At 34.6% G+C, this 17,217-nt stretch carries 11 protein-coding genes; 9 read left to right on the top strand and 2 right to left on the bottom strand.

What is annotated here, in order from left to right; translation table 11 throughout:
- The 9 genes from BLV35_RS18990 to BLV35_RS18950 all read left to right on the top strand — a co-directional run.
- On the top strand, positions 1–1,494 hold a 1,494-nt coding region (locus BLV35_RS18990; protein WP_143031895.1), incomplete at its 5' end, for a T9SS type B sorting domain-containing protein.
- An 89-nt stretch (positions 1,495–1,583) separates the two neighbouring features.
- Positions 1,584–2,492 carry a PorP/SprF family type IX secretion system membrane protein gene (locus BLV35_RS18985; protein WP_091093957.1) on the top strand — a complete coding sequence of 303 codons (909 nt, stop codon included), beginning with the start codon at positions 1,584–1,586 and terminating at the stop codon, positions 2,490–2,492.
- An 11-nt stretch (positions 2,493–2,503) separates the two neighbouring features.
- The gene (locus BLV35_RS18980; RefSeq protein WP_091093955.1) at positions 2,504–4,441 is read left to right on the top strand and encodes an OmpA family protein; all 1,938 of its coding nucleotides are present in this window, start codon (positions 2,504–2,506) and stop codon (positions 4,439–4,441) included.
- 868 nt (positions 4,442–5,309) lie between these two features.
- On the top strand, positions 5,310–5,471 hold the full coding sequence (locus BLV35_RS19365) for a hypothetical protein (protein WP_176980663.1): 162 nt from the start codon (positions 5,310–5,312) through the stop codon (positions 5,469–5,471).
- A gap of 38 nt (positions 5,472–5,509) precedes the next feature.
- Positions 5,510–11,878: a DUF7507 domain-containing protein gene (locus tag BLV35_RS18970; RefSeq protein WP_091093949.1), complete on the top strand. Its 6,369-nt coding sequence runs from the start codon at positions 5,510–5,512 to the stop codon at positions 11,876–11,878.
- 59 nt (positions 11,879–11,937) lie between these two features.
- Complete coding sequence (locus BLV35_RS18965; RefSeq protein ID WP_091093946.1) at positions 11,938–12,846, top strand: PorP/SprF family type IX secretion system membrane protein; 909 nt, start codon at positions 11,938–11,940, stop codon at positions 12,844–12,846.
- A 10-nt stretch (positions 12,847–12,856) separates the two neighbouring features.
- Positions 12,857–13,249 (top strand): tetratricopeptide repeat protein, encoded by a 393-nt coding sequence (locus tag BLV35_RS18960; protein ID WP_091093944.1) that lies wholly within the window; start codon positions 12,857–12,859, stop codon positions 13,247–13,249.
- Positions 13,250–13,280: 31 nt separating this feature from the next.
- Positions 13,281–13,973: a tetratricopeptide repeat protein gene (locus BLV35_RS18955; protein ID WP_245712114.1), complete on the top strand. Its 693-nt coding sequence runs from the start codon at positions 13,281–13,283 to the stop codon at positions 13,971–13,973.
- A 35-nt stretch (positions 13,974–14,008) separates the two neighbouring features.
- On the top strand, positions 14,009–15,946 hold the full coding sequence (locus BLV35_RS18950; RefSeq protein WP_091093941.1) for an OmpA family protein: 1,938 nt from the start codon (positions 14,009–14,011) through the stop codon (positions 15,944–15,946).
- Positions 15,947–16,002: 56 nt separating this feature from the next.
- Here BLV35_RS18950 and BLV35_RS18945 read toward each other — a convergent pair whose 3' ends face one another.
- Both BLV35_RS18945 and BLV35_RS18940 read right to left on the bottom strand, forming a co-directional pair.
- Entirely contained in the window at positions 16,003–16,506 is a 504-nt protein-coding gene (locus BLV35_RS18945) for a CAP domain-containing protein (protein WP_091093938.1), read from the bottom strand.
- 498 nt (positions 16,507–17,004) lie between these two features.
- A partial coding sequence (locus BLV35_RS18940; protein WP_143031894.1) for a CAP domain-containing protein occupies positions 17,005–17,217 on the bottom strand: 213 nt, incomplete at its 5' end.

The following is a 17,217-nucleotide window of genomic DNA, read 5'->3' as shown; positions in this document are numbered from 1 at the left end:
CCAGTATTTGCTGTAGCAACGGAGACAGACGCTTGTGGTTCTACTTTCACGTTAACTTCTGCAGATGTAACTACTAATGGTACATGTGCTGGTTCGTATTCTGTTACTAGAACTTGGACTGCAACAGATGCTTGTGGAAACGCAGCTACTGCTTCACAAACGATTAACGTACAAGATATAACCGCTCCAGTAATTGCAGATTTACCTGCTACTTCAACGATCAATTGTCCTGCTACTCCAGTATTTGCTGTAGCAACGGCGACAGACGCTTGTGGTTCTACTTTCACGTTAACTTCTGCAGATGTGACTACTAATGGTACATGTGCTGGTTCATATTCTGTTACTAGAACTTGGACTGCAACAGATGCTTGTGGAAACGCAGCTACTGCTTCACAAACGATTAACGTACAAGATATAACGGCTCCAGTAATTGCAGCTTTACCTGCTACTTCAACGATCAATTGTCCTGCTACTCCAGTATTTGCTGTAGCAACGGCGACAGACGCTTGTGGTTCTACTTTCACGTTAACTTCTGCAGATGTAACTACTAATGGTACATGTGCTGGTTCATATTCTGTTACTAGAACTTGGACTGCAACAGATGCTTGTGGAAACGCAGCTACTGCTTCACAAACGATTAACGTACAAGATATAACACCGCCTACTACAACTACTCAATTTGCTGCAGAAATCAGCGTGAATTGTAGTGTAATACCAGCTAAACCTAATCTTGTTTTTGTAGATGAGTGTTCAACTGTTGTTCCGACTTTTGTTTATACTGAGAATACAATTAACAATACTACTACATCGTATTCTATTATAAGAAAATGGATTGTGAAAGATGCGTGTGGTAACACATCTGAGTTTATTCAAAAAGTCAACGTCGATGTTACTGCAACTAACGTTGTAATAGCTGAAGTTAAATCTTATAATATCGATGATGTTCCAGCACCAACTATCAACCTGTTTAGTTTGTTACCACAAGGTACGCCAACAGGTGGAACATGGTTTAGCGAAAACGCCTCGGTAACATTAAACGGAGACATCGTAGATAATAGTTCAGTTTCAGCAGGGGATTATAAATTTACCTATACTATTAATGCAAATGCATGTCCAACAGTATTCGCACTTACTATCAACATAGATGGAGGTCTTGTATTACCATGTGGTACTGTACTCGTACATAATGCATTCTCACCTAATGGAGATGGAATTAATGAAATATTCACTATTGATAGTATAGATGATACAATTTGTTATCCAGAAAATACAGTTGAAATCTACAACAGATGGGGAGTTCTAGTTTTTGAAACTAAAGGATATAATAATAGCTCTAACGCATTTAATGGTACCTCTCGTGGAAGAACCACTATAAGTCAATCATCCGGTTTGCCAACTGGTACCTATTTTTACATCTTGAATTATACTTCTGTTGATGGTAATGGTAAAATCCAGACCAATACGAAAGATGGATATCTATACCTAACAAAATAATGAAAAACCATACCTTAGGGCTCTATTGCCCTAAGGTTTAATTAAAGTTTTATGAAAAGCCCTAATTTTCGAATGATAAAATATCTACTATGAAAACAAAACTATTTTCTTTCGTTTTGATGTTTACTGCTTTGGTAAGTTTTGCTCAACAGGATGCACAATTTACACAATACATGTACAACACAATAAATATCAATCCAGCTTATGCGGGATCAAGAGGAGCTCTGAGTGTCTTTGCATTACATCGTACTCAATGGGTTGGATTAGATGGTGCACCAGTTACTAATGCAGTATCTGTAAATACCCCTTTTAACAATAGCAGATTAGGTCTTGGAGTATCTATTATCAATGATAAGATAGGTCCTACACATGAAAACACCATTTCTGCTGATTTATCTTATACAGTACCAACATCTGAAAAAGTTAAACTATCTTTTGGAGTTAAAGCAACCGCCAATTTATTTGATTTGGATGTTACCCGCTTAAATCCTGTGGATGACGATCCTAGTTTACATGACTATAATAATAAATTCTCGCCTAATATTGGCGCTGGGGTATATTTGCACTCAGACAAGGCGTATGTAGGTCTATCAATACCTAATTTTATAGAGACGAATCGCTATGATGATAATGAGGTTGCTATTTTTAAAGAGAAAATAAATTATTATTTGATCGCTGGTTATATCCTTGATTTGAATAGTTCGATAAAGTTCAAACCTGCCCTATTAACTAAAATGGTTAAAGGAGCACCACTTCAAGTAGATGTGTCAGGTAATTTTATGTTTAACGATAAATTCGTACTTGGAGTTGCCTATCGATGGAGCGCTGCGGTTACTGCAATGGCTGGATTTCAAATTTCAGACGCGATGTATATCGGATATGGATATGATCTAGAAACTACTAATTTAGATAATTATAATTCTGGCTCGCATGAAATTTTCCTGCGCTATGAATTATTTAAAAAGAATGACAAAATCACAACCCAACGATTCTTCTAAAAATTATTATTATGAAAAATAACATACTCTTTTACATAACTATAATAACTGTTTTTTCATTAAACATTTATTCGCAAAAAGCCAGAGTAGCCGCTGCAGATAAAAAATATGACAACTATGCTTTTGTAGATGCCATAAAAACCTATGAAAGAGTTGCAGAAAAAGGTTATAAATCGGCTGATATGTTCCAAAAGTTGGGAAATGCTTATTACTTCAACGGGAAACTCGAAAAGGCAGCACAATGGTATGGTGAATTATTTGCCATGACTACTGAGGTGGAGCCGGCTTACTATTATCGCTATGCGCAATCTCTACGTTCCATAGGCGAAAATGACAAAGCAGATCAGATTATGGAAAAGTTTGATCAAATGTCTGGAAACGACAGTAGAGGAGAACTTTTTGCAAAAAACGAAAACTACATGGATGCCATTAAGGCTAATTCCGGAAGGTATAAAGTGGAAAATGCGGGAATTAACTCTCCCTATTCAGATTATGGGACTACTATGTATTCCAATAAGATGGTGTTTGCCTCAGCAAGAGATACTGGAAGTTTAGGCCACAGAAAACATACTTGGACTGGTCAGTCTTTCACAAAATTATATGTGTCTGATGTTGGCGAAGAATTGAGTTTAGGAACTCCAGCTAAGTTTGATAAATCCATCAACTCTAAATTTAATGAGTCAACTCCAGTCTTCACTAAAGATGGAAAAACTATCTATTTCACAAGAAATAACTATCTCGACGGAAAAAAAGGGAAGGACGGAAATGACAATACGTTAGTAAAAATATACAAAGCTATTTTAGAGAATGACAAATGGGTGAATATTACTGAACTTCCATTCGACAGTGATAATTATAGTACAGCCCATCCTGTTTTAAGTCCTGATGAAAAAACAATGTATTTCGTATCTGATATGCCGGGAACTATAGGACTTTCTGATTTATTTAAAGTACAAATAAACGAAGATGGAACTTTTGGTACTCCTATAAATCTTGGACGATCTATAAATACTGAAGGAAGAGAAACATTTCCATTTGTGAATGCCGACAACGAAATTTATTTTGCCTCTGATGGCCATCCGGGTTTAGGCGGATTAGATATTTTTGTGTCTAAAATAAAGACCGACGGAACTTTTGGAAAAGTTCAAAATGTTGGTATGGATGCCAACTCTCCTAAAGATGATTTTGGATATTGGATTGACACCAAATCCAGAAGAGGTTTTTTCTCTTCAAATAGAGATGGCGGACAAGGTTATGATGACATTTATAAATTCCTGGAAACTAAAAAACTTCTTTGTGAACAAGAATTATCTGGAAAAGTAACAGATTCAATAACTTTTGAAATTCTTGTAGGGGCTAAAATTAGTCTTTTTGACAAAAGGTTCAATCCTATGGGAACAGTTAATACAGATGATAAAGGAATCTATACTTTTACTGTTGAATGTGGCAAAACGTATAATGTAAGAGCCGAAAAAGAAGATTATACAACTAAAGAAGAAAGTGTAACTATTGCCGACGAAAACGGCAAAACAAATTTCGATATCGCCTTAGAAAAAGCGAAATGTAAGGTTACTGTAGGAGATGATTTGGGTAAATGCTTTGGCATTAAAATGATTTACTTTGACTTCGATAAATCAAATATTCGACAAGAAGCAGCTATAGATCTTGAAAAAATATTAGATGTTCTAAATCAATATCCAAAAATGAAATTAGATATTCGCTCACATACAGACAGCCGTGGCTCAAACAAATACAATGAGTCCTTATCTGATAGAAGAGCACAATCTACCATAGGTTGGTTAATGAAAAACGGCGTAGATAAAAGCCGATTAACAGCTAAAGGTTACGGAGAAAACCAACTCATAAATAAATGTGCTGATGGTGTTGAATGTACCGAAGAAGAGCATCAACTAAACAGACGAAGTGAATTTATTATCATGGAGTTGTAGCGGAAAGACAAATAGTTTAAAATAATAAATAGTAACCTCGGAAAGTTAATCTTTCCGAGGTTTTTTACTTTTACATTACTAGATTAATAGTCAGCTTTATGTGGTTTCAATTAGCCAATAACTCAACCAGGGCTAAGTAAACCTCTTGTTAATTAAATCATAATTAACTACAAACCAACGTATTGTCCCACAAATTAATTCTTAAAAAAAGGGCTCAATAACACCAAAACGTAAATAATACCCAATAAAAAACACACTTCAACGAGTTTTTAGGTTAGTTATAGAAAAAACAAAACACCATCAATAATTATCCTTAAATTTAACTATAATTAATAAGCACTCTTTTATGGGCAATGTTCAAAAAAGAGAAAATCACAAATATTGAAAATTCTTTAAAATCGAAAAAAGAAAATTTTATATTTTATATCAGGATCTAAATACCACTGACCTTGAAGTTTTGAATAAATTAAGAAATGTATTTATTCAAAAATTGTTTAAAAACACACTGCTATTGAAAATCATTTTAGTTTCGTGTTTTAACTAAAATAAGAAAGGGAAAATCCTCAACGACTGAGAAAAATCTTATCCCTAAAAAAGGAAACTTTTTATTCCTGAAAAATCCGGACAGCGAAATTGACTTTGTTTTACAGAAAACATACTCTAACACAAATAATAGCTTTCGCATAAAATTCAATTAATTCTTACATCTTTAATTTCTTCAAAAACTAAAATGAAAACAACGGATTTTAAAGTAATAAATTAAAAAAGTAATATTATGAAATCGAAAATTACATTCTTAAAATTGGCTTCCCTCCTACTAATCGATAATAAAATTTCTGAATTCAATATTCCATATTTAGTCAAATTTATGGCATTCTTAACGCTGAAAATAACAGATCAATATCCATTATTTGATTCTTTAAGAGCTACTATAAATATGGATTTAATTCCTATAAAATCTGAAAAAATAACAATAGTAGATCGTACATCAATTTGTATGGCCGCTAACAGAGGTGAATTTAACTACTAACAATTACCTCACTTTCTAACGATTTAAACCAAGTCAATATGAAAACAATATCTACACATCCGATAAAAATATTTTTATTTCTATGTTTCTTCTTACTTAATGTTACTAATAGTTTCAGCCAAGTTTTTATGCCAGATGGTAACTATAACGCTGTAGAATATCTAAATGCACAAACAAAAATAGTTGATGCTAACGCATCTTCAACTTGTCAAGTTGAAAGAGTGTTCGCTGTAACAAAAGGTACTGGAACTGATCAATACTTATTGTTGGGTATTAACAACGGAAATGGAGGTTCGGCAATTTTTAGGTATTATATTAATACCGATGGCAATACTTCAACTGGAGTAACGAGCGAAACTTATAAAGGTACTGTCTATCCTATTGGCGGAGCTGAAATTATTTTACAATTAGATGCAAGTAAAAATGCGCTAACTATTACTAAATATGATTCATCAGGTAATGTAGATCCCAACTTTCCTATAACAGGTGTTACAAGTGCTATTGGAAGCTATATTCCAGGAGATAATAGCTTTATTGAAATTAAAATACCTTTATCGATCTTCGACATTTGTAATTCAACAACCAATGGTGTAATTACTTTAGCAAAATACCTTTCGTTTTCAGGAGGTAGTATTAATTCTGCACCATGTGCATTAGAGGATATTGATTTAACAATTGGATTAAATGGAATTGTCACTCCTAATAAGGAATATTGCGCCGGACAAGATACTAAGTCAACTCTTACTCTTACTGGACAATTAGGAAATGTGGTTAGATGGGAATCCTCGACAGACCTTCTTTTTACTCTTCCTACAACAATTAACAATACAACAACATCTTATGACACTCCTTCCAATCTAAATGTAACAACCTATTTCAGAGCAGTAATTAGTAGCACTTTGTGTCTGAACATTACGCTGAATTCACAACCAGCCAAAATAACAGTAAACCCTGGGCCTACAGTAATTATTACTGACCCCGCAGCGGTATGTTCTCCTTTAACAGCGGATTTAACTGTAGCAGCGGTTACCACAGGATCAACTGCAGGACTAACTTATACATATTGGACAAATGCTGGAGCAACTACTCCTTATACCACACCAGCAAATGCGACCGCGGGTACGTATTACATCAAAGGAACCACTAATGCAGGATGTTTCAATATCAAACCAGTAACAGTAACAGTTAATCCGAAGCCGACAGTAAGTAGTGCAGCAACAACTGTAATATGTAATGGTGTAGCTCAGAACTACGATATTACTAGTGCCACTTCGGGAACTACATTCTCATGGAGTCGTGCTGCTGTAATAGGAATAAGCAACCTGCCTGCAACAGCACAAACAAGCGATCCAATAACAGAAACCTTAAACAATACTACTTCAGCTCCTATAAATGTTGTTTATTTAATAACTCCTACAGCGAATAATTGCTCTGGTCCTGTCTTTACTTATACTGTAACAGTTAATCCAACTCCTACAGTGAGTAGTGCAGCAACAGCTGTAATATGTAACGGTGTAGCTCAGAACTATGATATTACTAGTGCCACTTCGGGAATTACATTCTCATGGAGTCGTGCTGCTGTAATAGGAATAAGCAACCTGCCTGCAACAGCGCAAACGAGCGATCCAATAACAGAAACCTTAAACAATACTACTTCAGCTCCTATAAATGTTGTTTATTTAATAACTCCTACAGCGAATAATTGTTCTGGTGCTGTCTTTACTTATACTGTAACAGTTAATCCAACTCCTACAGTGAGTAGTGCAGCAACAGCTGTAATATGTAACGGTGTAGCTCAGAACTATGATATTACTAGTGCCACTTCGGGAATTACATTCTCATGGAGTCGTGCTGCTGTAATAGGAATAAGCAACCTGCCTGCAACAGCACAAACGAGCGATCCAATAACAGAAACCTTAAACAATACTACTTCAGCTCCTATAAATGTTGTTTATTTAATAACTCCTACGGCGAATAATTGCTCTGGTGCTGTCTTTACTTATACCGTAACAGTTAACCCAACTCCAGTTTTAACAAGTTCCTTAACTCCTGCCGCAATATGTAGTGCAACTACATTTTCTTATAATGCCATAAGCTCTACAGCAGGTTCAACTTTTAGCTGGGTACGAGATGCAGTTACTGGCATTAGTAATGTAACAGGAAGCGGAACAAATGGCACAATAAGCGAGGTATTATTCAATACGACTACAAGTCCGATAGTAGTGACTTACATTATAAGTATTGCAGCCAACTCATGCACTAATTCACAAACCGTAACGGTAACAGTAAATCCTTTACCAGTTATAACAACCACAGCTACGGCAACATCAGTTTGTTTCAATGAAAGTGCACAGATCACGCCATTAACATATAATGTGGCATCTGGAACACCAATTAAATATAACATTGTTTGGAACGCTGCTCCAACAAATAACTTTACATCTGTTACAAATGAGATTTTGCCTACTAGCCCTATATCTATAGCTGTTCCCGCTGGTACCCCTGCAGGAACATATACGGGTACAATTACCGTAGAAAATGCTAATGGATGTGTCAGTACTGGTACAACATTTACAATAACAGTAAATAAATGCTTAATTTCGATAGTGAAAGAATCTAAATTAAATAATACTGGAACCTGCACAAGTGTGGGAGATACTATTACTTATACTTTTACTGTAACTAATCCAGGTACTACACCAATAACGAATATTACAATTACCGACCCTTTATTAACGGCACCAAATCCTGTCGTTCCAATATTATTAGCAAGTGGAGATACTAATGGTGATATGAGTTTAGATGTAAATGAAACATGGATATATACGGCAACTTATGCAATAACGCAAAATGATATTAATACAGGAAATGTTACTAACCAAGCAACCGTAGATGCCATAGTTTTAGGAGGAGATGCTGTTACAGGTTCAACAGGTACAATAACAAGATTATGTCAAAACCCTAAAATTGCAGTTGTCAAAACCACTGATATTGTAGTTGGAGAAAATGGATGTGCCAACCTAATTGTAGGTAGTATTGTAACCTATACATTCACGGTGACTAATCCGGGTAATGTAAGTTTACATAATGTATCTGTTGAAGATCTTCATCCTGGTTTATCTGCTATTGCTCTTCAAAGTGGTGGTGATATAAACACTAACAGCATTCTAGAGCCTAATGAAACTTGGAATTATACCGCAACTTACACAGTAACTCAAGCTGATATAGATGCAGGAAAAATAACCAATCAAGCTTCGGTTGATGGTTTTGCTCCTGACGAAACAAAAGTATCTGACTTATCTGGTAACGGGGCAACTACTAATGATGAAAATATAATACCTATTTGCTCTACCCCGAAAATTGTCATTGTAAAAACCAATGACATTCAAGTTGGAGAAAACGGATGTGCCAACCTAGTCGTAGGTAGTATTGTAACGTATACATTCACCGTAACTAATCCGGGTAATGTAAGTTTACATAATGTAATGGTCGCTGACCCTCATGTAGGCTTATCTGCTATTGCTCTTCAAAGTGGTGGTGATGCCAATACTAACAATATTTTAGAGGTTACTGAAACTTGGACTTATACTGCAACGTACACAGTAACTCAAGCTGATATCGATGCGGGGAAAATAACTAATCAAGCTTCGGTTGATGGTTTTGCTCCTGACGAAACGAAAGTGACTGATTTATCTGGTAATGGATCAACTACTAATGAAGAAAATATAATACCTATTTGTACTACACCAAAAATTGCCATTGTAAAAAGCAATGACATTCAAATTGGAGAAGACGGATGTGCCAATCTAATTGTAGGTAGCATTGTAACATATACATTCACCGTAACTAATCCGGGTAATGTAAGTTTACATAACGTTATGGTTGCTGACCCTCATGTAGGCTTGTCTGCTATTGCTCTTCAAAGTGGTGGTGATGCCAATACTAACAATATTTTAGAGGTTACTGAAACTTGGATTTATACTGCAACCTACACAGTAACTCAAGCTGATATCGATGCGGGAAAAATAACCAATCAAGCTTCGGTTGATGGTTTTGCCCCTGATGAAACGAAAGTATCTGACTTATCAGGTAATGGATCAACTACTAATGAAGAAAATATAATACCTATTTGTACTACACCGAAAATTGCCATTGTAAAAAGCAATGACATTCAAATTGGAGAAGACGGATGTGCCAACCTAGTCGTAGGTAGCGTCGTAACGTATACATTCACCGTAACTAATCCGGGTAATGTAAGTTTACATAACGTGATGGTTGCTGACCCTCATGCAGGCTTGTCTGCTATTGCTCTTCAAGGTGGTGGTGATGACAATACTAACAATATTTTAGAGGTAACTGAAACTTGGATCTATACTGCAACTTACACAGTAACTCAAGCTGATATCGATGCAGGAAAAATAACCAATCAAGCTTCGGTTGATGGTTTTGCTCCTGACGAAACAAAAGTATCTGACTTATCAGGTAATGGATCAACTACTAATGAAGAAAATATAATACCTATTTGTACTACACCGAAAATTGCCATTGTAAAAAGCAATGACATTCAAATTGGAGAAGACGGATGTGCTAACCTAGTCGTAGGCAGTATTGTAACATATATATTTACCGTAACTAATCCTGGTAATGTAAGTTTACATAACGTTATGGTTGCTGACCCTCATGTAGGCTTGTCTGCTGTTGCTCTTCAAAGTGGTGGTGATGCCAATACTAACAATATTTTAGAGGTTACTGAAACTTGGATCTATACCGCAACTTACACAGTAACTCAAGCTGATATCGATGCAGGAAAAATAACCAATCAAGCTTCGGTTGATGGTTTTGCTCCTGACGAAACAAAAATATCGGACTTATCCGGTGATGGAGCAAATACTAATGAAGAAAATGTAATACCAATTTGTTCTACACCTAAAATTGCCATTGTGAAAACCAATGACATTGTAGTTGGAGAAAACGGCTGTGTTATTCTAGCCTTAGGTGATATCATTACTTATACGTTCACCGTGACCAACCCTGGTAATGTGAGCTTACATAATGTAGCTGTTCAAGATCTTCATCCTGGTTTATCCTCTATTGCTCTTATTAGCGGTGGGGATGCCAACACTAATAACATATTAGAGGTTATTGAAACTTGGATTTATAGAGCGACATACGCGGTAACTCAAGCTGATATAGATGCGGGAAAAATAACCAATCAAGCTTCGGTTGATGGTTTTGCTCCTGACGAAACAAAAGTATCGGACTTATCTGGTAGTTCTGAAACTAACAATGATGCTGATGTACTTGTTATATGCACTATACCATCTATTACTATAACTAAAGACGGAATGTTCAATGATTCAACATTACCTAAAGGCATAACAAATCCGGGGGATACAATCACTTATACTTTTGTTATAAAAAACACAGGTAATGTAACCCTTACTAATGTAACTATTACAGATCCATTACCTGGAATAGTAATCACAGGAGGGCCTTTAACATCATTGGCTGCGGGTGCTTCTAATAGTACTACTTTTATCGGTACCTATACAATCACACAAGCGGATATTAATGCGGGTGTTGTTTACAATCTAGCAACAGTTAGTGGTACTCAGCCTTCTGGAACGGTTGTGACCGCCACTTCAACTGACCCTACGCTATGTGCTATTTGTCCTCCTAAACCAGACTGTACAGGTCCTGATTGTGCAAACTACACAGTAACTCCGTTACCAAATCTAAAAGTCACTAAAACGGCCACTGTTACTACTCGTGGTAATATTGATGAAGTGTATAGCTTTGTTGGAGATGTGATTAATTACAACATACGAGTTGAAAACACAGGTTACATGACGATTCTTAACATTGTTGTAAAAGATCCTTTGACAGGACTTAATAATACGATTGCAACATTGGCTCCCGGAGAATACAAAGATTTTAGTGAAAGTCATACCGTAACTATAGCAGACTTAACAGCAGATTCAGTGCTTAATATTGCCACAGCAGATGGATTGACGCCAACGGGTTCTCCAATCCATGCCGAAGATTCGCTAACGGTTGAAAAAGCTTCAGTATTAGGTTGCAAAAGTATTCTCGTCCATAATGCCTTCTCTCCAAATGGAGATGGAATTAATGAAATGTTTGTCATAGACGGTCTTGAGGATACTATATGTTACCCTGAAAATGCAGTTGAAATCTATAATCGTTGGGGAGTATTAGTTTTTGAAACTCAAAACTATAATAATCAAACTAATGCTTTTGACGGATACTCAAGAGGTAGAACAACAATTGATAAATCATCTGGTTTACCAACAGGAACCTATTTCTATATTTTGAAATACACTTCCGTTGATCTAAATGGTAATATTCAAGCAAATCAAAAAGATGGGTATTTATACCTTACAAAATAAATATAACTTAACATAATTCCTGAGGCGTAGCAACCCTCAGGTATAAAAAAGGAAACCAAATGAAGACAAGAATAGTATTATTCGCTTTGCTGTTTACTGGAGTTGTAAGTTATGGCCAACAAGATGCTCAATTTACACAATACATGTACAACACCATAAATATTAATCCGGCTTATGCAGGATCAAGAGGAGCTTTGAGTATTTTTGCGTTGCATCGGACCCAATGGGTTGGGTTAGACGGTGCGCCAGTTACAAATGCAGTTTCTGTAAATACCCCTTTTAACAACAGTAGGCTAGGTCTTGGTGTATCTATTATCAATGATAAGATAGGTCCAACACATGAAAATACAATTTCTGCTGATTTATCTTACACTATACCAACCTCTGAAAAAGTTAAACTTTCTTTTGGAATTAAAGCAACTGCTAATTTGTTCGATCTGGATGTTACCCGACTAAACCCTGTAGATGATGACCCTAGCTTGCATGACTATAATAATAAGTTCTCCCCTAATATTGGGGCTGGGGTTTATTTGCATTCGGATAAAGCTTATGTTGGATTATCAATACCAAATTTTATAGAAACAAATCGTTATGATGACAACGAAGTAGCTATTTTTAAAGAAAAAATAAATTACTATTTGATTGCCGGTTATATACTTGATTTAAATAACTCTATAAAATTCAAACCTGCTTTATTAACTAAAATGGTAAAAGGAGCACCACTACAAGTAGATGTGTCAGGAAATTTTATGTTTAATGAAAAGTTTGTAGTTGGAATAGCTTACAGATGGAGTGCTGCAGTATCCGCAATGGTTGGTTTTCAAGTATCAGAAGCCCTATATTTGGGTTATGGATATGATTTCGAAACCACTAATTTAGATAACTACAACTCTGGCTCGCATGAAATTTTCTTACGCTACGAATTATTTAGAAACAATAATAAGATGACTACTCAACGATTTTTTTAAAATAATTATTATGAGGAAAAAATTAATTTTTTGCACAACAATAAGCCTTGTATCATTTAAGATACATTCCCAAAATGAAAAGGTTTACATAACCGACAAAATAAATGCTAAATATGCATACATAGATGTTACACAAACATATGAAAGAGTGGCTGCAAAAGGCTACAAGTCTGTAGATTTATTTCAAAAATTGGGAAACTCCTATTATTCTAATTCTAGGTTAGACAAAGCGGCTAAATGGTATGAAGAATTATTTGCCATAACTTCTGATTTAGATCCCGAATATTACTCCCGCTATGCTAAGTGTTTGATCTTTATAGAAAAAAATGACCAAGCAAATGAAGTCTTACAAAGGTTAAAGCAAAAAATAGCATTAGAAGAACTCATAAAACTGAAAAAATAATAATGAAGTAAAACCTCAAAAATTTATTATCATGAAAGGCTGCCAATTATATTTAATTTTAATATGTTTCTTTTCTTACAGTAGTTTTTCACAAAAAGTGAAATTAAATGAATCTGCAAAGAAAATGGAAGGTATAAAAATTAGTGCTGATAAACATTCAGAAATGGAAGTCCATACCATAAATGCAGCCAGTTCGTACCATGTGGTTGAAAAAATAAATATGACTTTTGGTGGTTATACTACCACCTATACAGTATCAGATCTAAGTCAAGTTAACACCAATGATTTGGGGCCAAACAATACGAGAGTTGTAACCCCTCACTTTTCAGAAGATAAACATCTCACAGATAACCAAATCGAAAAGCTTACTGATTCAATAAAGCAATCCTTTATCCCTATTGATTCAATTGTAAAGAAAGATATAAAAACAAATACGGACTTCGTATATGTGAATCCTTTACAAACTTATGAAAGAGTAGCAGAAAAAGGATATAAATCTATAGACATGTTTAAAAAATTAGGAAATGCCTATTTCTTCAATGAAAAACTAAAGGAAGCTGCTAGGTGGTATGGAGAATTATTTGCCATGACAACAGATTTAGAACCAGTCTATTATTATCGTTATGCTCAATCGCTTAGATTCACTGGTGAAAAAGAAAAAGGTGATGAAATGATGGCTATATTCGATGAAATGTTAGAAAATAATACAGATAAAAAAAATTAAAATTACAACCAACGATTCTTCTAAAAACAATTATTATGAAAAATAACATACTCTTTTACATAACTATAATAAGTGTTTTTTCATTAAACATTTATTCACAAAAAGCCAGAGTAGCTGCTGCTGATAAAAAATATGACAACTATGCTTTTGTAGATGCCATAAAAACCTATGAAAGAGTCGCAGAGAAAGGTTATAAATCAGCTGATATGTTCCAAAAACTGGGAAATGCCTATTACTTTAATGGGGAACTCGAAAAAGCAGCACAGTGGTATGGAGAATTATTTGCAATGACTACTGAGGTCGAACCAGCTTACTATTATCGCTATGCGCAATCTCTTCGTTCTATAGACGAAAATGACAAAGCGGATCAGATTATGGAAAAGTTTGATAAAATGTCTGGAAACGACAGTAGAGGAGAGCTTTTTGCAAAAAACGAAAACTATATGGATGCCATTAAGGCTAATTCTGGAAGGTATAAAGTGGAAAATGCAGGGATTAATTCTCCCTATTCAGATTATGGAACTACTATTTATAAAAATAAAATCGTATTTGCCTCTGCAAGAGATACTGGAAGTTTAGGCCATAGAAAACATACGTGGACCGGACAATTTTTTACAAAATTATATGTGGCAGATGTTGGAGAACAAATGAGTTTGGGAAGCCCTGCCAAGTTTGAAAAGTCAATAAACTCAAAGTTTAACGAATCAACTCCAGTCTTCACTAAAGATGGAAAAACTATCTATTTCACAAGAAATAACTATCTCGACGGAAAAAAAGGAAAAGACGGAAATGACAACACCTTAGTAAAAATATACAAAGCTAGTTTAGAAAATGAAAAATGGGTGAATATTACTGAACTTCCATTCGACAGTGATAATTACAGTACGGCCCATCCTGTTTTAAGTCCTGATGAAAAAACAATGTATTTCGTTTCTGATATGCCTGGAACTATAGGGCTTTCTGATTTATTTAAAGTACAAATAAACGAAGATGGAACTTTTGGTAACCCTGTAAATTTAGGTCGCCCAATCAATACTGAAGGAAGAGAAACATTCCCATTTGTAAATGACGATAATGAAATTTATTTTGCTTCTGATGGCCATCCGGGTCTAGGCGGATTAGATATTTTTGTGTCTAAAATTAATTCAGACGGAACTTTTGGAAAAGTTCAAAATGTTGGTATGGATGCCAACTCTCCTAAAGATGATTTTGGATATTGGATTGATACCAAGTCCAGAAGAGGGTTTTTCTCATCAAACAGAAGTGGCGGACAAGGTTATGATGACATTTATAAATTCCTGGAAACTAAAAAACTCCTTTGTGAACAAGAATTATCTGGAAAAGTAACAGATTCAATAACTTTTGAAATTCTTGTAGGGGCTAAAATTAGTCTTTTTGACAAAAGGTTCAATCCTATGGGAACAGTTAATACAGATGATAAAGGAATCTATACTTTTACTGTTGAATGTGGCAAAACGTATAATGTAAGAGCCGAAAAAGAAGATTATACAACTAAAGAAGAAAGTGTAACTATTGCCGACGAAAACGGCAAAACAAATTTCGATATCGCCTTAGAAAAAGCGAAATGCAAGGTTACTGTAGGAGATGATTTGGGTAAATGCTTTGGCATTAAAATGATTTACTTTGATTTTGACAAATCAAACATTCGCCAAGAAGCAGCTATAGATCTTGAAAAAATATTAGATGTTCTAAATCAATATCCAAAAATGAAATTAGATATTCGCTCACATACTGACAGCCGTGGATCATACAAATACAACGAAGCCCTATCAGACAGAAGAGCTAAGTCAACCATTAACTGGCTAATTACAAACGGAGTGAATAAAAATAGATTAGTAGGTAAAGGCTACGGTGAAAATCAACTTGTAAACAAATGTTCTGACGGAGTAGAATGTACTGAAGAAGAACACCAACTAAACAGACGTAGTGAGTTCCTTATAACGGAGTTATAAAAAAATAACCAGAATGTCAGTTGACATTCTGGTTATCTAAAACTAAACAAACATAATTATATTTTGGCAAAAATGTTAGTATAATATTTTTTACCTGTTACAGGATTTTCTCTTATTGAAATTCCGAAATGAGTAAAATTACCAACTATATTTTCTTTGTGACCTGGGCTATTTAACCAAGCATTTATGGCTGCTTGAGGAGTATTATAATTATATGCAATATTCTCTCCTACTGTTTTAGCTCCTAGTGTTTTTATTATATTTTCAGAACGATCTACAAAACCATCGTGATTTACCACATTATTTGAAATCATATAATTATCGTGTCCTTCTGATTTAACAGAGATAAAATTAATTGGTTCTAATGCACTAAGACCAACACTTACTCTATAGTCGTTGATCAGTTTCATTGTTTCTAATTCGCTAGCAGTATACGTATAGTTTACTACAACTTGTGCTTTTGCTTCTACTGTAGATACTTCAGAAGCATCAGAAGAACATGAATTTAAAGTGAAAATAACTGCTGTTAAAAGTATTGCTTTAAGTAAATTTCTTTTCATAATTCAGTAGTTTAAGTTTAAAGTAGATTGTGGGGCAAACTTCTTTAATGTTGCATTTAGTATGTATTCTAATTCTTCTCAAACATACATACAATTCCGTTAAACAGACTAAAATAATCGATGAACTACGTGTTTTAATTTAAAATATAATATTTAACTTACTTTTATGATAACTATAAGTTAAAAATATTGAATTAGTAAAAGTCCCGAACTGCACTAAACTTTGATTAAATTTAAATGAAGAGGCTAATTATTCAATCCATAAACTAAATCCGAAGAGATAGTCTTTACCACATCGCATTTAAAGCAACTTTATATGTAACCTATATACCTTGGAAGTTATTAATATTTCAGCGAATGCTTCTAAATAGAGGCACAACAACTGCTGTAATAAATGTGGAAAGCGATATCTAAAGAAATAATCTCTTACTTTCCTAAAACAAAAAAAGAGGCTGCGACTTGGGGAAGACAACCTCTAATTTAAAAAAAATAATCGAATTATATTTTGGCAAAAATGTTAGTATAATATTTTTTACCCGTTACAGGATTTTCTCTTATTGCAATTCCAAAATGAGTAAAATTACCAACTATATTTTCTTTGTGACCTGGGCTATTTAACCAAGCATTGATGGCTGCTTGAGGAGTATTATAATTATAAGCTATATTCTCTCCTACTGTTTTAGCTCCTAGTGCTTTTATTATATTTTCAGA

Source organism: Flavobacterium gillisiae, assembly GCF_900107635.1.
GTDB classification, from domain to species: Bacteria; Bacteroidota; Bacteroidia; order Flavobacteriales; family Flavobacteriaceae; genus Flavobacterium; species Flavobacterium gillisiae.
The sequence above is the reverse complement of the archived record's forward strand: the minus strand, read 5'-3'. Positions and strand labels throughout refer to the sequence as shown.